At 42.4% G+C, this 23544-nt stretch carries 18 protein-coding genes; 12 read left to right on the top strand and 6 right to left on the bottom strand.

What is annotated here, in order from left to right; genetic code table 11:
* Window positions 1-5: 5 nt before the first annotated feature.
* Entirely contained in the window at window positions 6-2093 is a 2088-nt protein-coding gene (locus tag D8805_RS05585; RefSeq protein WP_125416074.1) for a GH92 family glycosyl hydrolase, read from the bottom strand.
* A gap of 170 nt (window positions 2094-2263) precedes the next feature.
* Here D8805_RS05585 and D8805_RS05580 point away from each other — a divergent pair, with 170 nt between their 5' ends.
* The 12 genes from D8805_RS05580 to D8805_RS05525 all read left to right on the top strand — a co-directional run bounded on the left by D8805_RS05580 (window position 2264) and on the right by D8805_RS05525 (window position 17338).
* Window positions 2264-3544, top strand: coding sequence for a glycoside hydrolase family 125 protein (locus D8805_RS05580; RefSeq protein WP_125416071.1), 1281 nt, complete (start codon window positions 2264-2266; stop codon window positions 3542-3544).
* A 55-nt stretch (window positions 3545-3599) separates the two neighbouring features.
* The gene (locus D8805_RS05575; protein ID WP_125416068.1) at window positions 3600-6245 is read left to right on the top strand and encodes an alpha-mannosidase; all 2646 of its coding nucleotides are present in this window, start codon (window positions 3600-3602) and stop codon (window positions 6243-6245) included.
* Window positions 6246-6382: 137 nt separating this feature from the next.
* Window positions 6383-7252 carry an ROK family protein gene (locus D8805_RS05570; RefSeq protein ID WP_125416065.1) on the top strand — a complete coding sequence of 290 codons (870 nt, stop codon included), beginning with the start codon at window positions 6383-6385 and terminating at the stop codon, window positions 7250-7252.
* A complete protein-coding gene (locus D8805_RS05565) occupies window positions 7246-9126 on the top strand; it encodes a beta-N-acetylhexosaminidase (protein WP_125416062.1) in 1881 nt (626 codons plus the stop codon). The genes D8805_RS05570 and D8805_RS05565 overlap by 7 nt, the downstream gene beginning before the upstream one ends.
* A gap of 112 nt (window positions 9127-9238) precedes the next feature.
* Entirely contained in the window at window positions 9239-10357 is a 1119-nt protein-coding gene (locus D8805_RS05560) for a DUF4767 domain-containing protein (protein WP_125416059.1), read from the top strand.
* A 209-nt stretch (window positions 10358-10566) separates the two neighbouring features.
* The gene (locus D8805_RS05555) at window positions 10567-11496 is read left to right on the top strand and encodes an ABC transporter permease (protein ID WP_084925398.1); all 930 of its coding nucleotides are present in this window, start codon (window positions 10567-10569) and stop codon (window positions 11494-11496) included.
* A 13-nt stretch (window positions 11497-11509) separates the two neighbouring features.
* Complete coding sequence (locus tag D8805_RS05550) at window positions 11510-12433, top strand: carbohydrate ABC transporter permease (protein WP_000818345.1); 924 nt, start codon at window positions 11510-11512, stop codon at window positions 12431-12433.
* 106 nt (window positions 12434-12539) lie between these two features.
* Complete coding sequence (locus tag D8805_RS05545) at window positions 12540-14024, top strand: ABC transporter substrate-binding protein (protein ID WP_125416056.1); 1485 nt, start codon at window positions 12540-12542, stop codon at window positions 14022-14024.
* Between the two features lie 159 nt (window positions 14025-14183).
* Complete coding sequence (locus D8805_RS05540) at window positions 14184-14873, top strand: CPBP family intramembrane glutamic endopeptidase (protein ID WP_125416053.1); 690 nt, start codon at window positions 14184-14186, stop codon at window positions 14871-14873.
* Window positions 14874-14941: 68 nt separating this feature from the next.
* The gene (locus D8805_RS05535; RefSeq protein ID WP_185774573.1) at window positions 14942-15238 is read left to right on the top strand and encodes a bacteriocin immunity protein; all 297 of its coding nucleotides are present in this window, start codon (window positions 14942-14944) and stop codon (window positions 15236-15238) included.
* 131 nt (window positions 15239-15369) lie between these two features.
* The gene (gene trhO, locus D8805_RS05530) at window positions 15370-16356 is read left to right on the top strand and encodes an oxygen-dependent tRNA uridine(34) hydroxylase TrhO (protein ID WP_125416047.1); all 987 of its coding nucleotides are present in this window, start codon (window positions 15370-15372) and stop codon (window positions 16354-16356) included.
* A gap of 121 nt (window positions 16357-16477) precedes the next feature.
* A complete protein-coding gene (locus D8805_RS05525; protein WP_125416044.1) occupies window positions 16478-17338 on the top strand; it encodes a DUF4299 family protein in 861 nt (286 codons plus the stop codon).
* Between the two features lie 62 nt (window positions 17339-17400).
* On the opposite strand, the gene D8805_RS05520 is transcribed toward D8805_RS05525, so the two are convergent.
* The 5 genes from D8805_RS05520 to D8805_RS10245 all read right to left on the bottom strand — a co-directional run bounded on the left by D8805_RS05520 (window position 17401) and on the right by D8805_RS10245 (window position 23391).
* Window positions 17401-18363 (bottom strand): DUF6574 domain-containing protein, encoded by a 963-nt coding sequence (locus tag D8805_RS05520; protein WP_125416041.1) that lies wholly within the window; start codon window positions 18361-18363, stop codon window positions 17401-17403.
* A gap of 86 nt (window positions 18364-18449) precedes the next feature.
* Window positions 18450-19376: a DUF4097 family beta strand repeat-containing protein gene (locus tag D8805_RS05515; RefSeq protein ID WP_125416038.1), complete on the bottom strand. Its 927-nt coding sequence runs from the start codon at window positions 19374-19376 to the stop codon at window positions 18450-18452.
* Window positions 19369-19962: a DUF1700 domain-containing protein gene (locus D8805_RS05510; RefSeq protein ID WP_125416035.1), complete on the bottom strand. Its 594-nt coding sequence runs from the start codon at window positions 19960-19962 to the stop codon at window positions 19369-19371. The genes D8805_RS05515 and D8805_RS05510 overlap by 8 nt, the downstream gene beginning before the upstream one ends.
* On the bottom strand, window positions 19949-20275 hold the full coding sequence (locus D8805_RS05505; RefSeq protein WP_000273860.1) for a PadR family transcriptional regulator: 327 nt from the start codon (window positions 20273-20275) through the stop codon (window positions 19949-19951). The genes D8805_RS05510 and D8805_RS05505 overlap by 14 nt, the downstream gene beginning before the upstream one ends.
* Window positions 20276-20430: 155 nt before the next feature.
* Window positions 20431-23391, bottom strand: a complete 2961-nt coding sequence (locus D8805_RS10245; RefSeq protein WP_260469898.1) for an outer membrane protein assembly factor BamD — start codon at window positions 23389-23391, stop codon at window positions 20431-20433.
* Window positions 23392-23544 lie beyond the last annotated feature (153 nt).

Below are 23544 nucleotides of genomic sequence, written 5' to 3'. Positions count from 1 at the left end.
TTTGGTTATGAGTGATTTGGTAGCCAGCTGAGGGTGAAGGTCAGTTGCTCAGCTTTCAAGAGGTCTTGGTGTTGTATGCTAGATACTGGCACCTTATCCAGTCGGCATTCTTTGACAAAGTTGAAATGGCTGTGGTTTTGATCAGTATGGATATCCAGCCATTTATTTTCCTTAGCCAGGTAGACACGGAGGTGATCAAAGAGAGGAATTCCGAGATCATAGCTGGGCTTGCCTGGACAGGTCGGATAGAATCCGAGAGCTGACCAGATGTACCAAGCCGAGAGGCTACCATTGTCCTCATCGCCAGGATAGGCTTCCCAGCTTGGGTGAAAGGCTTTCTGACGGAGCGTCTTGATGAGAAGAGCGGTATAGTCAGGGTAGTCGCTGTAGCGAAAGAGATAAGGAATGTGGAAACTAGGTTGGTTTGAAATGGCTATTTGTCCAAAAGGAGCTGTAGCCATTTCGCTCATTTCATGAATCTCGTAACCATAGCCGGTGGTTTCAAAGAGAGGAGCGTCCTGACAGGATTTCAAAAGATAGTGGCTAAATGCTTCTTTTCCGCCCATGAGTTGACGCAAACCTGGGATGTCATGTAAGACGCCTAAAGTCGCTTGAATGGCGGAACATTCGGCGTAGTCTCGTCCCCAACTATAAGGAGAGAAGTCAGGGCGGAAGATTCCTTGACTATCACGCGCTCGCATGTAACCTATCTCAGCGTCAAATAGATGGCGGTAATTTTGTGATGCAGACATGTAGGTCTCAGCTATTTCTCTTTTCCCTAGTTTTTCGGCACAGCTGGTGATACAAAAGTCACTATAGGCATGGTCAAGGGTGTGGCTGACACTTTCGTGGTGGTCGGTAGAGAGATAACCTAATTCTTGGTATTGTGCCAAACCGTGGCGACCATTGATGCCGAGAGGGTCAGACTTGGTGGCTGTTTCAAGCATGGCTTGGAGGAGTTTTTCTTCCAAGTCAGGAGCCATTTCCTTGCAGGCGCTATCTGCGATAATACCGTCCAATAGAGTCCCTGGCATCATGCCACGTTCATCTGGGGCTAGCCATTTAGGCAGAAAACCAGTATCGCGGTAGCTATTGAGGAAACCTTCTAGAAAGCGGTGATAGTGTTCCGGTATGATAAGGGCAAAGAGGGGGAAGGTGGTGCGGAAGGTATCCCAGAAACCATTATTGCTAAAGAGGACACCGGGCTGGACAGCACCAGTAGCCAGATCCATGTGGATGGCCTGCCCTGACTCGTTCACCTCATAAAAAGTCTGTGGGAATAGGAAGAGTCTGTAAAGGCAGTGATCAAAGAAGGTTCGGTCAGCCTCTCCTGTCTCCATAATATCAAAACGATGGAGGAGATTCTCCCAGTTCGCTTTCGCACTTGCTTTACAGCTATCAAAGTCCTTCTGAGGTAGATTAAGTAGAGCTTGAGAAGGGGAGATGAAAGAAGTTGCTAGCTGGATCTCAGCATGACTGCTTGCTAAGTCAATTCGCCAGTCTCCGCTTTCTTGGTTGACAGCAAGAATATTCGTATTTATTTGTAGGGCAGTGAATAGTTTTAGCGGATTTTTATTGGTTTCTGTTTTACCTTCTTGTCTCAGGGCAAGAGTCCGCTTATCTACCTGCTCAACTGTTAGGTCATCTGCTGCGTGAAGGTAGAGGGAGAGGGATTTACCTTGCTTTTGCTCTAGGCGCATAGAGGCACCATAGCAGGTAGGGGTTAATTGGGTTTCAATCTGATAACGCAGAGAAAAGAGCTTCAAGTAGTGAGGCTGGAAGCAAGCTTTATCTATATCATAGGAAGACTGACGATGGAAGAGACTGTCTCCCCCAATCTGGCCTGTGACAGGTGTCAGAAGGAGCCAAGAGTAGTCCCCAAGCCAAGGGCTGGGCTGGTGGGTTAATCGAATCCCCTGAAAGATGGGCAGATGCGGATCGAAAAACCAAGCTCCCTCCTGATCGCTGGTCTGAGGTACAAAATAATTCATCCCGAAAGGGACGCCTGTGTAGGGCAGGGTATTTCCCCGAGAAAAGGCATGCTTGCTAGCAGTCCCAAAGCGGGTATCGATGGTTTCAAGTAGTGGTTTCATAGTCTTTCCTTTAGCTGTTTTTCTACATTATATCAGAAAAAGAGAGTCTTTAGATATGGAGTTCGAAAGTAAGCAATTTTGTAGAAAAATGACTATCATTTGTGTATGTATTTTCTGTCTCAAAAACTATATACTGAACATGAAACTTGTTTGAAAGAGGAAATTGCACGATGATTTATTCGAAAGAAATTGTTAGAGAGTGGCTGGACGAAGTAGCGGAGCGGGCTAAGGACCATCCGGAGTGGGTGGATGTCTTCGAGCGTTGCTATACAGACACCTTGGACAATACGGTTGAAATCTTAGAAGATGGCTCAACTTTTGTCTTGACAGGGGATATTCCTGCCATGTGGCTTCGGGATTCGACAGCCCAACTCAGACCCTACCTTCATGTGGCTAAAAGAGATCCTCTCTTGCGTCAGACCATTGCTGGTTTGGTCAAGCGTCAGATGACCTTGATTCTCAAGGATCCGTATGCCAATTCCTTTAACATTGAGGAAAACTGGAAGGGTCACCATGAGACTGACCACACAGAGCTTAATGGCTGGATTTGGGAACGCAAGTATGAGGTGGACTCGCTTTGCTATCCTCTGCAGCTGGCTTATCTCCTCTGGAAAGAAACTGGCGAGACCAGTCAGTTTGATGAGACTTTTGTCGTAGCGACCAAGGAAATTCTTCATCTTTGGACAGTGGAGCAAGACCACAACAATTCACCTTATCGTTTTGTCCGCGACACAGATCGAAAAGAAGATACCTTAGTAAATGATGGCTTTGGACCTGCCTTTGCAGTGACAGGTATGACCTGGTCAGCCTTCCGCCCGAGTGATGACTGCTGCCAGTATAGCTATTTGATTCCGTCCAATATGTTTGCCGTAGTCGTATTGGGGTATGTGCAAGAAATCTTTGCAGAACTAGACATAGCTGATAGCGAGAGTATTATCGCAGATGCTAAGCGTCTCCAGTCTGAAATCCAAGAAGGGATTGAAAACTACGCCTATACCACTAACAGCAAGGGTGAAAAGATTTACGCCTTTGAAGTGGATGGTTTAGGAAATGCTAGCATCATGGATGACCCAAATGTACCAAGTTTGTTGGCTGCGCCTTATCTGGGTTACTGCGATGTCAACGATGAAGTGTATCAAGCAACTCGTCGCACCATTCTGAGCCCTGAAAATCCATACTTTTACCAAGGAGAATATGCTAGCGGTCTCGGAAGTTCTCATACCTTTTATCGCTATATCTGGCCTATTGCCCTTTCTATACAAGGTTTGACAACAAGAGATAAGGCAGAGAAGAAATTCTTACTCGATCAGCTGGTTGCCTGCGATGGTGGAACAGGTGTTATGCACGAAAGCTTCCACGTGGATGACCCAACGCTTTACTCACGTGAATGGTTCTCCTGGGCCAACATGATGTTCTGTGAATTGGTCTTGGATTATCTAGATATTCGCTAGTCAGTTCTTTAGTTAGATAGAAATAAAAATTTAAGTTAGAATGAGGTTTTACTTCATGGAAAATGTTGTTGTACATATTATCTCACACAGTCACTGGGATCGTGAGTGGTATCTCCCTTTTGAAAGCCACCGTATGCAGTTGGTGGAATTATTTGACAATCTTTTTGATCTCTTTGAAAATGATCCTGAGTTCAAGAGCTTCCACTTGGATGGACAAACCATTGTCCTTGATGACTATTTGGAAATTCGCCCTGAAAATCGCGACAAAGTCCAAGGTTACATTGACGAAGGCAAACTCAAAATTGGTCCCTTTTACATCTTGCAGGATGATTACTTGATTTCAAGTGAAGCCAACGTTCGCAATACCTTGATTGGTCAAGCTGAATGTGCAAAATGGGGCAAATCAACCCAGATTGGTTACTTCCCAGATACCTTTGGAAATATGGGGCAAGCTCCTCAAATCCTTCAAAAATCAGGCATTCACGTGGCAGCCTTTGGACGTGGTGTGAAGCCGATTGGCTTTGACAACCAAGTCCTCGAAGATGAGCAGTTTACGTCCCAGTTTTCAGAAATGTACTGGCAGGGTGCAGACGGAAGTCGTGTCCTCGGAATCCTCTTTGCCAACTGGTACAGTAATGGGAATGAAATTCCAGTGGATAAAGACGAGGCCTTGACTTTCTGGAAACAAAAATTGGCAGACGTGCGTGACTACGCTTCGACCAACCAATGGTTGATGATGAACGGATGTGACCACCAGCCTGTACAGCGAAATCTGAGTGAAGCCATTCGTGTGGCAAATGAACTCTTCCCAGATGTGACCTTTGTGCACAGTTCATTTGATGACTATATCCACGCAGTAGAAAGTGCCCTGCCGGAGCAGTTATCAACGGTTACAGGTGAGTTGACCAGTCAAGAAACAGACGGTTGGTACACACTTGCCAACACTTCTTCTTCCCGTATTTACCTCAAACAAGCCTTCCAAGAGAACAGTAACTTGCTGGAGCAAGTAGTGGAACCATTGACTGTCATCACTGGCGGACATAACCACAAGGACCAGTTGACCTATGCTTGGAAAGTCCTTCTACAAAATGCGCCCCATGATAGTATCTGTGGCTGTAGCGTGGACGAAGTTCACCGCGAGATGGAGACACGCTTTGCCAAGGTTAACCAAGTCGGAAACTTTGTAAAAACTAACCTTCTCAATGAGTGGAAGGGTAAAATTGCAACACAGGAAGCTCAAAGCGACCATCTCTTTACGGTCATCAACACTGGCTTGCATGACAAGGTCGATACTGTCAGCACAGTGATTGATGTGGCGGTTTGTGATTTCAAGGAATTGCACCCAACAGAAGGTTATAAGAAAATGGCAGCCTTGACTTTGCCAAGCTACCGTGTCGAAGACCTGGAAGGGCATACTGTAGAAGCGAAAATCGAAGATCTGGGAGCTAACTTTGAGTATGATTTGCCAAAAGACAAGTTCCGTCAGGCTCGTATCGCTCGACAAGTGCGCGTGACAGTCCCTGTTCATCTAGCACCTCTCTCTTGGACAACCTTCCAATTGCTTGAAGGAGAACAAGAACACCGTGACGGTATTTACCAAAATGGAGTGATTGATACGCCATTTGTAACGGTCAGTGTGGATGAAAATATCACAGTCTACGACAAGACAACTCATGAAGCTTATGAAGATGTTCTTCGCTTTGAAGACCGTGGTGACATTGGAAATGAGTATATCTATTTCCAACCAAAAGGAACAGAGCCTATCTACGCAGAACTCAAAGGCTGTGAAGTCTTGGAAAATACAGCTCGTTTTGCCAAGATCTTGCTCAAGCATGAATTGACAATTCCAGTAAGTGCAGATGAAAAACTGGATGCGGAACAAAGAGGAATCATCGAGTTTATGACGCGTGAAGCTGGGCGCTCAGAAGAATTGACAACCCTACCTCTTGAAACAGAGATGACCGTCTTTGTTGACAATCCACAAATCCGCTTCAAGACTCGCTTTACTAACACTGCCAAAGACCACCGTATCCGTCTCTTGGTCAAGACTCATAATACGCGTCCAAGCAATGACTCTGAAAGCATCTATGAGGTGGTGACACGACCAAACAAACCAGCTGCTTCTTGGGAAAATCCTGAAAATCCACAACACCAACAAGCCTTTGTCAGCCTTTATGATGATGAAAAAGGAGTGACGGTGGCTAATAAAGGATTACACGAGTATGAAATCCTTGGAGATGACACTATTGCAGTGACTATTCTTCGTGCCTCAGGTGAGCTAGGTGACTGGGGTTACTTCCCAACACCAGAGGCTCAATGTTTGCGTGATTTTGAAGTCGAGTTTGCACTTGAATGCCACCAAGCACAAGAACGTTTCTCAGCTTTCCGTCGTACCAAAGCCTTCCAAACACCATTCACTAGTCTTCAGGTTGCTAAACAAGAAGGAAGTGTTGCTGCGACTGGTAGCCTCTTGAGTCATGCGGCGCTCAGCTTGCCACAAGTCTGCCCGACAGCCTTTAAAGTGGCTGAAAATGAAGAAGGATATGTACTCCGTTACTACAATATGAGTAAAGAAAATGTGCGCATATCAGAACACCAACAAACCATTTTGGACTTACTTGAGCGACCATATCCAGTTCATTCAGGACTATTAGCGCCACAAGAAATTCGCACAGAATTGATTAAAAAAGAAGAAATTTAAGAGATTTGAAACTTCTCTAGAATGAGGAGACGGAACTCCCGCTGAGAAGAATTTCAAACGAAGTGAATAAGAAAAGAAAGGAGGGGCGAGAGAGTAAGGATTAACTACTGATTCGCCCCTTTTTACGGTAAAGAACAATGACCATTGCAACCATTGATATCGGAGGGACTGGGATTAAGTTTGCCAGTCTGACTCCTGATGGAAAAATACTAGATAAGACAAGTAAACCGACGCCAGAAAACTTGGAGGATTTACTGACTTGGCTAGACAAATGCTTGGCAGAGAAAGATTATAAGGGCATTGCCATGAGCGTTCCAGGCGCGGTCAATCAAGAAACAGGAGTGATCGAGGGAATTAGTGCCGTACCTTATATTCATGGCTTTTCTTGGTATGAGGCCCTTGCTCATCATCAGCTACCTGTCCATCTGGAAAATGATGCCAACTGTGTTGGGCTTAGTGAACTGCTGGCTCACCCAGAAATTGAAAATGCAGCCTGTGTCGTGATTGGTACAGGAATCGGCGGCGCCATGATTATCAATGGCAAGCTTCACCGAGGTCGCCACGGCTTGGGAGGAGAGTTTGGCTACATGACAACCATTGCACCAGCAGAAAAGCTCAACAACTTGTCGCAACTAGCGTCAACTGGAAATATGGTGCGATACGTGATTGAAAAATCTGGTCAGACTGACTGGGACGGACGCAAGGTTTACCAAGAGGCTGCAGCTGGTAATGCTCTTTGTCAAGAAGCTATTGAGCGCATGAACCGTAATCTGGCTCAAGGCTTGCTCAATATTCAGTATCTGATCGATCCAGATGTCATTAGTCTGGGAGGCTCTATCAGTCAAAATCCAGACTTCATCCAAGGTGTCAAACAAGCTGTCGATGAATTTGTCGAAACCTACGAAGAATACACTGTCGCACCAGTTATCCAGGCCTGCACCTATCATGCAGATGCCAATCTCTATGGTGCCCTTGTCAACTGGCTACAGGAGGAAAATCAGTGGTAACATTTACAGGACTTAGTCCCAAACAAACTCAGGCAATCGACTTGCTGACAAAACATATCTCTTTACCAGATGTGGAAGTGGCAGTCGCTCAGTCTGATCAAGCGTCTATCTCTCTCAAGGGTGAAAGTGGACACTATCAACTAACTTACCGCAAACCTCACCAACTCTACCGCGCCTTGTCCTTATTGACAACAGCTCTAGTAGAAGGTGATAAGGTAGAGATTGAAGAAGAAGCTGCTTACGAAGAGTTGGCCTACATGGCAGACTGTTCGCGAAATGCGGTGCTGAATGTGGCTTCTGCCAAGCAGATGATTGAGGTCTTGGCTCTCATGGGTTACTCAACCTTTGAGCTCTACATGGAAGACACCTACCAGATTGAGGGACAGCCATACTTTGGTTACTTCCGTGGCGCCTACTCAGCTGAAGAGTTGCAGGAAATCGAATCCTATGCCCAGCAGTTTGACATGGCTTTTGTGCCCTGTATCCAGACCTTGGCCCACTTGTCGGCTTTTGTCAAATGGGGTGTCAAAGAAGTGCAAGAACTCCGTGATGTAGAGGACATTCTCCTTATTGGCGAAGAAAAGGTTTATGATTTGATTGATGGCATGTTTGCCACTCTGTCAAAACTGCAGACTCGCAAGGTCAATATCGGGATGGACGAGGCACACTTGGTTGGCTTGGGACGCTACCTCATCTTGAACGGTGTTGTAGACCGTAGTCTCCTCATGTGTCAACACTTGGAGCGCGTGCTGGATATTGCTGACAAGTATGGTTTCCACTGCCAGATGTGGAGTGATATGTTCTTCAAACTCATGTCAGCGGATGGTCAGTACGACCGTGATGTGGAAATTCCTGAGGAAACTCGTGTCTACCTAGATCGTCTCAAAGACCGTGTGACCTTGGTTTACTGGGATTATTATCAAGACAGCGAAGAAAAGTACAACCGTAACTTCCACAACCATCACAAGATTAGCCAAGATATTGCCTTTGCAGGGGGAGCTTGGAAGTGGATTGGTTTCACACCCAACAACCATTTCAGCCGTCTTATTGCTATAGAGGCCAATAAAGCCTGTCGTGCCAATGACATCAAAGAAGTCATCGTGACGGGTTGGGGGGATAATGGTGGGGAAACAGCCCAGTTCTCTATCCTACCAAGCTTGCAAATTTGGGCAGAACTCAGCTATCGCAATGACCTAGACTGTCTGTCTGCTCACTTTAAGACTAATACAGGTCTTTCGGTTGAGGATTTTATGCAGATTGACCTAGCCAATCTCTTGCCAGATCTACCAGACAATCTCAGTGGCATCAATCCCAACCGCTATGTCTTTTATCAGGATGTTCTCTGTCCGATCCTTGATCAGCACATGACACCTGAACAGGACAAACCTCACTTCGCTCAGGCAGCTGAGATTCTCTCTGACATTAAAGAAAAAGCTGGGAACTATGCCTATCTCTTTGAAACTCAGGCTCAGTTGAACCAGATTTTAAGCAGTAAAGTGGATGTGGGACGACGCATCCGAGAAGCTTACAAAGCCGGTGACAAAGTCCGCTTGCAGCAAATCGCTAGAGAAGAATTACCAAAACTCAGAAGTGAGATAGAAACCTTCCACAAACTCTTTAGCCACCAATGGTTGAAAGAAAACAGGGTCTTTGGTTTGGATACAGTCGATATCCGTATGGGTGGACTCTTGCAAAGGATCAAGCGAGCAGAGAGTCGCATCGAGGCTTATCTGGCAGGCCAGATTGACCGCATCGACGAACTAGAAGTTGAAATCCTTCCATTTAATGATTTCTATGGAGATAAGGATTTTGCAGCTACAACAGCCAACCAGTGGCACACCATTGCGACAGCTTCGACGATTTATACGACATAGGCATTTATCACAAACAGTTAAACATCTCCTTTTAAACACATGGAGATGTTTTTTGATTTGGAGATAGGGAAGGAGTATAATGAAGGTAGAAAGATAGTTTGGAGGTCTGACCATGAAAAAGCTACTACTAGTCCTAGCTACTAGCATGCTAGTCTTATCTGCCTGCCATAAAACGACAGAGGATGGATCAACTAGTCCGTCAATACCAAGGGAGCAACAAACCAAGGAAACAACCAACTATTTTCACTATTTAGCAGATTCCTATCAAAAGGCTCTTTCGCACGAAAAAGAAGTCAAGGATGCAACTGTTCAATCACCGATGGCTGCCACAGTTGCAGCCATGGAAGAACTACAGTTATCTAATCCGACTGATCAAGCCTTGATTATGAAGAACTACTCGGATTTTCAGAAGTTAATTCAATACAATAATACTGAAAAGTGGGAGGAAGAGTTTGCAAGCTGGGCTTCTTCTATGGGGCAGTCCTATCATAGACTAGAGCATGCAAACTTTGATGAAAAAAATGAACTAATCAAAAAATTAGAAGCTACAACAGTCTCTCAGAAAAGTGTCAAATGGAATGTTTTTGGAGTATCGAGTGACAATGCTTATGACTACTTGATTTTGGATGCCTACTATGACAATCAGGACAAACATTTCTACCTATTTACACTGAAGGATGGGCAAGCACAGGTCTTGCATGCCGATAAGACACTGGAAACTATCCCTACTGCAAATTTTGAAGAGACTGAGAACACAGATTTAGCGCAACGTTTTAAGGAATTTCTATTAAAAACAAGTGTAACTACAGAGAGCGAGCCAGATACAGATAATAGTTCTTTAATAGACAAGATAAAAACAGCCATGGAATCCTATTCGGATAGTAAAGGTGAAGGATTCAAGTCAACTAATTTGGCCACCTATGGTCACTACTATGGACTAGCAGTGCCAGACCAGATAATGCAATTTGGGCAAGTAGATGGGGTGAATTATACTTTTAAATGGTATGGGTATAGTGCAGGTTCAGGTTCTGGGCGGTTTGAAATCCTAGCTTGCTATGTGAATGAAGCAGAGACAGAGGTGATTCTCTTTGGCTACAAGGATGGTAATCCTGCTCTTTTACACACCGAAGGAAGACCAGAGATTGATAAAAATGAATCAGGGGCTATCATAAATGCCCAGGTTCATTTTGTCGAGTTTCATCACCCAATATTAGAACAAGTTTTCAATTAGTAAAGAGGAAATACATTTATCGTATGCAGAGTGTTTCTCGTGAAACTTATTTCTTATAAAAAACTTCTCCACATAAAATAATTTGTGGAGTTTTTTCTATAATTAGTAGTTTAAACTGATCTTCAAATAGGAGTATACTAATAATGTAATCGTTATCAAACCTAAAAATTCGATAGAATCAGTTTTTAGGAATAAAAAGGGAGGAAATTATGAAAAAGTTTTCAAAGACCTTGAGAGATAACTGGATCTTTCTCTTGATGGTTTTACCAGGGGCTCTCTGGCTGATTCTATTCTTTTACATTCCAGTATTTGGGAATGTGGTCGCCTTTAAAGACTACCATATGACCAGTAATGGTTTCATAGATAGTATTGTGAATAGTAAATGGGTCGGGTTAGATAATTTCAGATTCTTGTTTAGTTCAAAAGATGCCTTTATCATCACTCGTAATACCGTTCTCTACAATCTCGGCTTTATCTTTATCGGTTTGATTGTATCAGTAGGGATTGCCATCATCCTCAGCGAGCTTCGCTCTAAGAGAATGGTTAAGATTTTCCAAACGTCTATGTTGTTCCCTTACTTCCTGTCATGGGTTATCATTAGTTTCTTTACAGATGCCTTCCTAAACATTGATAAAGGGGTTTTCAACCATTTCCTAACATCCATTGGCATGAAGGAAATCAACTTCTACGCTGACTTAGGCATTTGGCCATACCTTCTCCTTTTCCTAGGTATTTGGAAAGGATTTGGATATAGCAGTGTCATGTACTATGCGACTATCATGGGAATTGACCCAACCTACTACGAAGCAGCAACAGTGGACGGGGCTAGCAAGTGGCAACGTATTCGCAACGTAACCATTCCTCAGTTGACTCCACTTGTGACAGTTTTGACTATCCTTGCAGTCGGAAATATCTTCCGTGCAGACTTCGGTCTCTTCTATCAAATCCCACACAATGCTGGTCAGCTTTACAATGTAACCAACGTTTTGGACGTATATGTCTTTAATGGTTTGACTCAGACAGCAGATATCGGTATGGCTTCAGCAGCCGGTCTTTACCAATCCGTTGTCGGTTTGATTCTGGTTATCCTATCAAACTTGCTTGCAAGACGAGTCGATCCAAACTCAGCTTTGTTCTAGAAAGGAGGAGAATATGGCAGAAAAGAAAATTAAAAAAGAAAAAATCGATAATGTCGGCATTCACTCCTTCAGTAAGAAAGCAGATATCTTCTTTAGTATCATCTCTGGTTTGATCGCTCTTTCTTGTATCTTGCCCTTTATCTTCGTTATCATCATTTCGGTGACAGATGAAAAGAGTATCCTCCAGTATGGATATAGCTTTTTCCCATCACAGTTTGGATTAGATGGTTTTGAGTTCTTGGCTCAGTTTAAGGATAAAATCCTCCAAGCGCTCTTTATCTCAGTCTTTGTAACAGTAGTCGGAACAGTGACCAACGTCTTCATCACGACAACTTATGCCTACGCCATCTCACGGACAACCTTTAAGTACCGCAGATTCTTTACGATCTTCGCTCTTCTTAGTATGTTGTTCAATGCTGGTTTGGTACCAGGCTATATCGTGGTTACTCGCCTGCTTCAACTGGGTGATACCGTTTGGGCCTTGATTGTTCCAATGCTTCTCTCACCATTCAACATCATCTTGATGCGTTCCTTCTTCAAGAAGACCATTCCAGAAGCCATTCTCGAATCTGCTCGTATCGATGGTGCCAGTGAAGCTCGGATCTTCTTCCAGATTTGTTTGCCATTGTCACTTCCAGGTATCGCAACCATTACGCTTTTGACAGCTCTTGGTTTCTGGAACGACTGGTTCAACGCCCTTCTTTATATCAAGAGTGACAACTTGTATCCATTGCAATATTTGCTTATGCAAATCCAGCAAAATATGGACTACATCGCAAAAGCAGTCGGCCTATCTGGTCAACTGGGAGTCGCTCTACCGAAAGAAACAGGTCGTATGGCCATGGTTGTTGTTGCAACCCTTCCGATTGCCATTCTGTATCCATTCTTCCAACGCTACTTTGTTAAAGGGTTGACAATCGGTGGTGTGAAAGAATAGCACTTGCTGAGAAACACCGTTTCTCCCTTCCCAACTTCATCTTAGTGGCTGAAGTTAAAATCATTAAATCGTTTATAAGTTTAAAAATAAAAAAGGAGTTTTTATCATGAAAAACTGGAAAAAATATGCTTTTGCATCTGCTAGCGTAGTCGCTTTGGCTGCAAGTCTTGCTGCTTGTGGAAACCTTTCAGGTAACAACAAAAAAGCTGCTGACTCAGCTTCAGGTGACAAACCTGTTCTTAAAATGTACCAAATCGGTGACAAACCAGACAACTTGGATGAATTGCTAGAAAATGCCAACAAAATCATCGAAGAAAAAGTTGGTGCTAAATTGGATATCCAATACCTTGGATGGGGTGACTACGGTAAGAAAATGTCAGTTATCACATCATCAGGTGAAAACTACGATATCGCTTTTGCAGATAACTATGTCGTAAATGCTCAAAAAGGTGCTTACGCTGACTTGACTGATTTGTACAAGAAAGAAGGAGCAGAGCTTTACAAAGCACTTGACCCAGCTTACATCAAAGGGAACACTGTAAACGGTAAGATTTACGCTGTTCCAGTTGCAGCCAACGTTGCATCATCTCAAAACTTTGCCTTTAATGGCGCTCTTCTTGCCAAATATGGCATTGACATTTCAGGTGTCACTTCATACGAAACACTTGAACCAGTCTTGAAACAAATCAAAGAAAAAGCTCCAGACGTAGTACCATTTGCGGTTACGAAGAACTTCATCCCATCTGATAACTTTGACTACCCAGTACCAAACGGACTTCCATTCGTTATCGACCTTGAAGGAGACACTACTAAGATTGTAAACCGTTACGAAGTGCCTCGTTTCAAAGAACACTTGAAGACTCTTCACAAATTCTATGAAGCAGGATACATTCCAAAAGACGTAGCAACAAGCGACACTTCATTTGACCTTCAACAAGATACTTGGTTCGTTCGTGAAGAAACAGTAGGACCAGCTGACTACGGTAACAGCTTGCTCTCACGTGTTGCTAACAAAGACATCCAAATCAAACCAATCACTAACTTTATCAAGAAAAACCAAACAACACAAGTTGCTAACTTTGTCATCTCAAACAACTCTAAGAACAAAGAAAAATCAATGGAAGTGTTGAACCTCTTGAACACGAACCCAGAACTCTTGAATGGTCTTGTTTATGGTCCAGAAGGTAAGAACTGGGAAAAAGTTGAAGGTAAAGAAAACCGTGTACGCGTTCTTGATGCCTACAAAGGGAACACTCACATGTCAGGTTGGAACACTGGTAACAACTGGATCCTTTACATCAACGAAAACGTTACAGACCAACAAATCGAAGATTCTAAGAAACAATTGGCAGAAGCTAAAGAATCTCCAGCGCTTGGATTCATCTTTAACACTGATAGCGTGAAATCTGAAATCTCAGCAATCTCTAACACAATGCAACAATTCGATACAGCTATCAACACTGGTACTGTAGACCCAGATAAAGCTATTCCAGAATTGATGGAAAAATTGAAATCTGAAGGTGCCTACGAAAAAGTATTGAACGAAATGCAAAAACAATACGACGAATTCTTGAAAAACAAAAAATCATAAGATCGATTGATTTCGTGTATTCATTCCTAATTCCTAAAAATGTGATCACTGCCTTCCTTAGTTCTCTAGGGGAGGTAGTGATTTTTAGGATGCAAAAATGAAAGAAGTGATTCTAAGGGTTTAGGCGATTGATACACATACATCTATAGGAGATTTATTATGAAAAAATATCGTCTTCTTTTCAAAATGAGTGCTGTCTTCTCTTACCTATTTTTCGTATTTGGCCTTTCTCAGCTGACGCTTATTGTCCAAAACTATTGGCAATTTTCTTCTCAGATAGGCAATTTCTTCTGGATTCGAAATATCTTGAGTTTGCTATTTAGTGGAGTCATGATTGGGATTCTTGTTAAGACAGGCCATGGCTATCTCTTTCGCGTTTCGAGAAAAAAATGGCTCTGGTATTCAATCCTAACAGCCCTAGTAGCGGTAGCTCATATATTTTTTAATATTCAAACAGCTAGACACGTTCAGTCAACTGCTGAAGGTTGGGCCGTATTGATCGGTTATAGTGGGACTAACTTTGCCGAGCTAGGTATCTATATAGCCCTGTTCTTTCTAGGACCACTGATGGAAGAGTTGATCTATAGAGGATTACTGCAACACGCTTTCTTTAAGCATTCGCGATTTGGTTTTGATTTGCTTCTTCCTTCTATTTTATTTGCTCTCCCTCATTTTTCAAGCCTGCCTAGTCTGTTAGATATCTTCGTCTTTGCAACAGTTGGAATCATCTTTGCTGGTTTGACCCGTTATACCAAGAGCATTTATCCTTCCTATGCGGTGCATGTGATCAATAATATTGTAGCGACCTTGCCATTTTTGCTGACTTTTTTACATAGGGTGTTTGGGTAAAATATTAGCATGAGAGTTAGGAATTATAGTTTTTCAATTTATAAGCGAATTTCAGGAGGAAAATGAGAATGACACCATTAAAATGGTTCGCTGGAGGAAACGAAAGGCGTTGTGAAGCCATGACCATCATTGATCATCTATTGGAAGATATAAAGGCTGCGCCTCAACTTGCTCCCCTGAAAAATCAGTTAGTGATTTATAAAAAACGATTAGAGGATGATGGAACCTCTACTCCATTTATTCTGAGCCAAATGAACATCGACATCTCACGTGTATTAATTGACAACAAGTTGTGTTTGTCAGAAAGTCAAGCTAAGCAAATCAAAAAATTGAGAGAATTATCTGCGATTCGCTATGGTTACTGATAAAGTGCAGTTGCAGGTCTCTCTATACAATTTCCGGTCAAATAAATTGCATTCGTTTTCCCAAGTGGGTATACTAGTATAGTTGAATGAAAAATTCTGAAAATTTAAGAATAGAAAAGAGAACAAATCTTATGGCAAAAGATATTCGTGTCTTACTTTACTACCTTTATACTCCAATTGAAAACGCAGAGCAATTTGCTGCAGACCACTTGGCTTTCTGTAAATCAATCGGCCTTAAAGGTCGTATCCTAATCGCTGACGAGGGGATTAACGGAACAGTTTCAGGTGACTACGAAACAACTCAAAAATACATGGACTACGTTCACAGCCTCCCAGGCATGGAAGACCTCTGGTTCAAGATTGACGAAGAAAGTGAACAAGCCTTCAAGAAGATGTTTGTTCGCTACAAGAAAGAAATTGTCCACCTTGGTTTGGAAGACAACGACTTTGACAATGATATCAACCCACTTGAAACAACAGGTGCTTACTTGTCTCCAAAAGAGTTCAAAGAAGCCCTTCTTGACGAAGATACAGTGGTTCTTGACACACGTAACGATTATGAGTACGACCTAGGACATTTCCGCGGTGCTATCCGCCCAGACATCCGCAACTTCCGTGAATTGCCACAATGGGTTCGTGACAACAAGGAAAAATTCATGGACAAGCGTGTCGTGGTTTACTGTACAGGTGGAGTTCGTTGTGAGAAATTCTCAGGCTGGATGGTCCGTGAAGGCTACAAAGATGTCGGTCAATTGCACGGAGGAATCGCAACCTACGGTAAAGACCCAGAAGTTCAAGGCGAGCTTTGGGATGGGAAAATGTATGTCTTTGACGAGCGTATCGCAGTCGATGTCAACCATGTTAACCCAACCATCGTAGGGAAAGACTGGTTTGATGGAACACCATGTGAACGCTATGTCAACTGTGGAAATCCCTTCTGTAACCGTCGTATTCTAACATCAGAAGAAAATGAAGACAAGTACCTTCGTGGATGCTCACACGAGTGTCGTGTTCACCCACGCAACCGCTATGTTTCAGAAAATGAATTGACACAAGCAGAGGTGATCGAGCGCTTAGCAGCTATCGGTGAAAGCTTGGATCAAGCAGCTACTGTATAACATCAAACAGTCCTTAGGGGCTGTTTTTCTATGCTTTTTATCTAAAAATCTAAAGTTTGTTTCTGTATCTTTCAGGAAAATAGGGTATACTATGTGTAAACGATTTCAAAGGAGACCAGTTATGGCGAAAACATTTTTTATCCCAAATAAAGAAAGCATTCTAGGACAACAGGAGGTCTTGACTGCCAAGTCTATCTTGGCCTTGGTGGAAGGCTTGGAGTCACACAGTTATGATGCGGTCTATCTCCGTCAGCCCCTCAATCGTCTCGAGTATATCGAGTGTGGGATTGTAGGTCAGTCGCAATTTCTCTTCAAGGTGAACTATGCGGATAGTCGAAAAGGCTATCAAGTGGTGATTCCAGACTTCCTTACTAGAGCGGACTGGGAGATTGTAGAGACTCTCCTCCAAGCCCTATCGAACAAGTTGGGGCATGTGGTAGAAGGGTTAGAAGGGTTTGAATTTGAAGCTTATTTCCGACAAATAGTTCAGAATTATCTAGCGGATAAGGCGGCTCGTCTAGTATACTGCCAAGGGCTCTTGTCCCCTATCTATCTCAATAAGGAATACCTCGAGAGCTTTTTGGCTGAGGATGGATTGGCACATTTTGAAGAGCTGGTCAAGAAGGTTCAAGGATCCGATGCCTACCTTGCCAGCGTGAAATTTTACCCAGACGCTCAAGGCAAGGTGCACGGTATCTACCACCTAGCCCAGGGAGTCAAGACGATTTTACCTAAGGAGCCCTTTGTACCAGCACCCTATACTGAGCAGCTAGCAGGCAAGGAACTTGTTTGGGAGATTGACCTAGTGACGATTTCTGGTGATGGGTCCGAAGCAGAAGACTATGAAGCCATTGCCCGCCTAGACTATGCAAGATTCCTCGAGTCACTACCAGAAGCGTTTTATCAGCAACTAGATGCTAATCAACTAGAAGTACAAGCTATTTTGGGAAAAGATTTTGAGGAATTGGCAGCCGTCAAGTAGACACGGTTTAAAAAAGAGTAAGCATAAAAATCCCTGTCATTAAGAAATGGCAGGGATTTTGGTTAAAAGAATGTCAGGATGCGAAGGTAGTCCACTGTTAGCGCGAGCTCTGCAATGAAGAAGGGTAAGAGAATGGCGCCATCAAGTAAGACAGCTAGCAGAAAACGATAAAATGGGTCGAGGCTGCTGGTCTTACTTGGCTTGCTAATCACAAAGAGATTGCCAAGGGCAAGGATGGCCATGCTTAGAAGAGTGAGGATACCAGCAAATCGCAAGCCACCAAAGAGTGCAAAGAAACTTGCTAGAGCTGTTAGGACAAGCGGGATAGCAAAGAGTCTGCTGTAACGATCGAAAGCTTCTTGGAATGTGAAGTCGTTCTCCTGATCCAGCACACGTCGGACGGTAAAGCCTCCCAAAATGATGGAAAAGTAAAATAGAGCGCTAGCGACCAAGATAGAAAGTCCAGCAAAGAGATCTAAAGGAGGAAGCTGGTTAGGAGAACCATTAGCAATAGAAATCATATAGCCATAGTAGAGGTGCTTGACATGGTAGATACTAAAGAAAAGGTTAATCGAAGATAGCAAGGTGAGCAGGGCAAAGACACTATAACGATGCTTTTGGTCCGTAGTCTTGCTGGCAGTTGGTTCTTGGATAGCATCCAACAGCCAAGTCCAAAACAGTGCGATTTCTTCTTTGAATCTGGCTGTTTTACGAGGGTCAATATCTGGGATATAGGGACTTTCTAAAGCCTTGCTGAGGATGCTTTTCTCTTTTACAGAGTCTTCTTGGCTGCGTTCCTCTTCAGCTTTCCCTTCTCCCTCTTCCTCGGTTTGGGCTTCCTCAATTACTTCGGGAGTTTCCTCCTCATGCGTTTCCAGCTCTTTAGGTGAGACAGAAGTTTCTTCGTTTACTTGTAGTTCGGTCTCCACAGTTTCTGAAGTCTCAGGCTCGTTGGGCTGGTTTTCCGATTTCGTCTGAGGTGATTTCTTCTCAAGATCGGCACTTTCAAACCATTCTTGTGTCATGATGGAACCTCCTTTTTTATGGTTGTTTTCTACTTTTAGACTAGCAGATGAAAGCATTTTTGTCAATGGTTCGTAGAAGGAGATGGCTAATCCTCATCTTTTAGAAGAAAGATATCCCCGTCGGCTCGTGCAATGAGTTGATTCTTGACTTCTGCTTTTTCAGTTTTGTAGGGGTTGGTTAAGCGTTCATATTGGTTATTCTCCCCTTTTTTGACAGAGTGTCGTCCCTCTCTTGTAAAATGGATAATGGAGCCATGTTTAGCTGCGAGATTGAGGTTGATTCGTTGCCGCTCTTCTTTGGTGAGAATAAGGTTTAAGTCTGATCTAGCTTCTAACTCAACCTTGCCGTGGATTTGGATATCTTCAACATGGAGATGTCTCCCTTCTGTCTTGACCTGACTATCTGTCAGTTCTGTTTTAAAGATATTGATGATATTGGGCGTTGTGAATTTGCTGTTTTTGATACGACTTCCTTCGATTCGGAGGAGATAGCCGTTTGTATTGAGGGTCGCATTTTCAAGGCTAGCATTTATGATAGTGGTCTGTCCACGATTGGCTGAGACATTGATAGCTTTCAGAGTTCTTCCTTTAGGGAGGGAGAGAACGACTTCGTCAAAACGGTGAGAATAACTGCTGGCGATACGAAGTAGGCCTTCGATTCCTGAGCCGAGAAAACGATGTTGGGAGGCTTGTTTATCAGTGACGGTCAGTGTTTTGTCACTCATACCAGTAGTTAGATCGTGACGACCAGACACGGAAGGATGATAGGTGATATGGATCTTGTCATCTAGAGACTCTGTGATGGTTAGGCTATGTTCCTCAAGGGTCAAATCAAGTTTTTCCACTTCGCTTCCGAAGGTCACTTCTTCGATACGATTGTCATAGACGGGGTCTTTTGACATGGCAAGCAAACTTTGAATACCATTGGACTGGGTGCCTACAATGATCATGATAAAACCGAGGATTGTAGAAACCACACCAAAGATGAGAAATCCTTTTGTCAATTTACGCATGTCTGTCACCTCTCTTTCCTTTTTTTAGAATCCATTGCACCAAGCGGACGACCAGAAGGCCAAAGAAACGAGCTACATAGGAGATACCCAGTAGAACAAGAGAAGAAGCACCGATAGAGAGCAAACCAGCCCCGAAAATTAAGATAAAGGCAGATTTAGCTTCGGCTAGGATGCTAAAACTTTCTACGATAAAGAGTCCGCCCAGCAGGATACCCGTCACAGAGACGGTAAAGAAGGCTAGAATGACAGCGGCCGCTGCGATAAAAAGTCCGATGATTGCCATGAGGATGCCGATCCCGACCGGAATTCCGATAGGAGCTACTAGCAGAGCTAGAAGGGCAATGTGTAGCAGTTGGCGGTCATTCTTTTGAGCAGGGGCTTCATTGACCTTTTTGTCGAGGAGGTTAGAGAGGACATCATGAGCCACTTCTTTTGGTGTTCCTAGACTGGTGATGAGCTCCTCTTCACCCTCTGGACCTGCATCGTCAAATAGTTCCTTAAAGTAGTCCATAGCTTCGATGCGGTCAGCTTCAGGTAGTTTATGGAGATAGGTTTCTAACTGAGTCAGATAGTCAGTTCTTGTCATGGCGAATACTCCCTTCTATGATGCCGTTGACGGTGTCGGTATAGAGCGTCCACTCTTCCTTTAGAGTAACGAGCTGCTCTACGCCCCGATTGGTCAAGGAGTAGTATTTGCGCATACGCCCCTGAAACTCTCTAGAGTAGGTGGTCAGAAAGCCACTGGCTTCCAATTTTTTGAGAATGGGATAGAGCGTAGATTCTTTGATATTGGCGATGAGTTTAATGGTTTGACTAATCTCATAACCATAAGAATCCCCCTGCTCCAGTACAGCCAAGATGAGAAACTCGATCAAGGCAGAGGATGTTGGGAAGTACATGGGAAACCTCCTTTATATTATATAAAAATTTTATATATACTCTTTTCAAATATATTGTATCTCAAGTTGAAAGCCCTGTCAAGAAATATGTGTAAAAATTTTATATATAAAAAACTCCTAGTAAAAACTAGAAGTTTAGAGGATGTTGTCAGACTTTATCTAAATTTTATCGTAGATTTCTTATAATTAATTTCCTTATCCAAAAGTTTCAATAAAGGGGTAACGTATTCAGGATTTGGAAACTTAGGACCAAAAATGACTTCATCGATTTGAATTGAATTTTCACGTTCTACATAAAGTTTGCCTATCCCAGAGGTTTTGTCAATTTTGATTTCCTTATTACTTGGGTCTAGATTAGCATAGCGCAAGATACGCAACTCGTCCTCATATTTGTAATCTACAGATTTAAACAAGTAACGAATTTCCTCTATACAGTCAGAAATCGCTTTTTGATAAAAATCATCTCCTTTGTTCAAATTCTTATCTATTTTTTCCTTTAAAGCTTCCAAGAATTCTTCTAATTTTTTGATTTCATACTCGTTAAAGAGCTCTGTTTTTTCTATGCTAAACTTACCACCTGAGTCATTGACATAGGCTATTCGGTAGAGATAATCCACATTTCCTTTTGAAACACTATCTTTTTCTTCAGAATTCGGTTCAGTTCCTTCATCATTAACAGTATCGACGGAATTCTCACTCTCACTCCGAAAGGCAGATTTTTTAAAACCAATATTTAATTCAGATTTCATTAAATACATCTTATCAGAAAATTCTAAAGAGACTTTTTCTCGACGCCAAGAAACATCATTGAAAGATGAAAATCTAGAAAAGTCATCCTCCCGAAGTACAAGACAAACACCTTTGGCATCATCACCATACTGGGACCACATAGCTAAATCATCTGTTTTAATCGTAAAGCTCATTAAAAACCATGAGCTTGGCTCCAAAGCATCTCGTCTATCTAAGCCTAAGATCTTTTCTATGATGATACCTTCTTCAGGATCATTCATATAATTCGCATTATTCAAACGAGTTTTTCCAACTATAGAAAAGCTTGATTCCTCCCTCTGATCCTGATCCAACAAAATTTGAAGTACGCTTCCTTTAGTGTAATGACCAAACTTTATATTTTTCTTTTTATCTTCGTCTTTCAATCCCAGTTGATACTTAATTTTTTGAACATATTGATAAATCGACAGCAGATTCTTTAGTTCATCCGAGTCTTCTTTATAATGCTCTGCCCATGTTTGTAAAATAGCATATTTAGTATTCTTTAAAAGACCTTCTTTTAAGATAAAATTGAATAGCTTATATTCTTTACTATCACAAATATTATCATTATGAAAAAATAGATCATCAAAACTTTGTAACATAACTTTAGAGAATTGTTCATAAAGTTTTTTGATTGTTTCTGTTGTTTGAAGACGTTCACCTACCTTCGTTTGATGATCATATAAGCTCGCTAAGATCCCAGCATATGCGAGAGCGGTTTCTTTAGGATTTTTGAAGTTCTTCAACATTATTTTCAGTTTCTCAGCAGTAGCCTCTAGTTCTGCAACCTCTGTTTGCTCAGTTGACAAATTAAGCAAAATCATAGCATACATCTCTGTGATATCAGGTGAATCTGGGAAACACTCATGCAGGATATGCATTTTTTTTTCAGCAATCTGTCGTTCCGCAACCCCTGTTTGCTCAATTAATAAATTGTACAAAATCTTAGCATACTGGAGTCCTATGTCAGGTGAATCTGGAAAGCGTTCTTGCAAGGCAAGCAATTTCTTAGTAGTATTCTTCCTTTCCGCAACCTCTGTCTGCTTGGTTGATAAATTAAACAAAATCCTAGCAAATGGTTCTGCTATATCAGCTGAATCTGGAAAGTGTTCTTGCAAGGCCTGTAATTTCTCAACAGTAACTGCCAGTTCCTTCAACTCAGTCTGCTTGATTGATAAATTAACCAAAATCCTAGCAAATGCTTCTGCTATATCAGCTGAATCTGGAAAGTGTTCTTGCAAGGCCTGTAATTTCTCAACAGTAACTGCCAGTTCCTTCAACTCAGTCTGCTCGATTGACAAATTAACCAAAATCATAGCAAACGCTTCTGCTATATCAGCTGAATCTGGAAAGTGTTCTTGCAAGGCCTGTAATTTCTCAACAGTAACTGCCAGTTCCTTCAACTCAGTCTGCTCGATTGATAAATTAAACAAAATCTTAGCATATGCTTCTGCAATGTCAGGCGAATCTAAAAAGCGCTCATGCAGGATACGTAATTCTTTAGCAATATTCTCCCTTTCTGCAACCTCTGTTTGTCTAATTGACAGATTGAACAACACCTTAGCATACGGTAATGCGATGCCTGACGAATCTGGAAAGCGCTCATGTAGAATGTGTAATTTCTCTGCAGTAGGTGCTAAAGCCGCTTCCACTGGTTGCTTAATTGATAAATTGAATAAAAGGGTAGCATAACCAAATGCAATGTTTTCTAATTCTGGGAAGTGCTCATGGATGGTTTTCAGTTTCTCTACAGTAGCCTCTATATCCTCCACAGATGGTTGCTTGAGTGATAAATTGTACAAAATTACAGCATATCTTTCTGCAATGTTTGCCGAGTCTGGAAAGCGCTTATGCAGGATACATACTTTTTCTACAGTAGCCCCTATATCCTCCATAGCCGGTTGCTTGAGTGATAAATCATACAAAATCCTAGCATACATTTCTGCGATATTTGCCGAGTCTGGGAAGTGCTTATGCAGGATATATACTTTCTCTATTGTAGTCTCTAAATCCTCCATAACCGATTGCTTGGTTGATAAATTGATCAAAATTATAGCGTACAGGAATGCGATGTCTGCCGAGTCTGAAAAGAGTTCATACAAGACATGTACTTTCTCTGCAGTAGCCTCACAGTCCTCCACAGTCGGTTGCTTAGCTGATAAATTGACCAAAACTTTAGCATATACTAACGTAATCTCTACTGAGCTGGCGTATTTTTCATAAATAGATTCCGCTTTCTCTACTATAGCTTTACAAGATGCTTCATCAGTCTGTCCTGCCAATAAGTCAACAAGGTTATTTAACTCTGCTAAACTTTGATCCAAATTGTATTTCTGTTCATCCATCCTGTGCACCTCACTTAAAATAGTAGCTATTTTATAAACCAATTTATTTTTCGCATGACAATTAGTTTCTATACATCTTATTATATCAAAAATACTATCTTTCTGCTAACAGATGGAGGGCGCTTTTTGTTGGTATAAGCACCAAAAAAACCA

This window comes from Streptococcus oralis subsp. dentisani (genome assembly GCF_003944205.1).
Classification (GTDB): Bacteria; Bacillota; Bacilli; order Lactobacillales; family Streptococcaceae; genus Streptococcus; species Streptococcus oralis_BH.
This window is presented reverse-complemented; position numbering and strand designations above follow the sequence as displayed.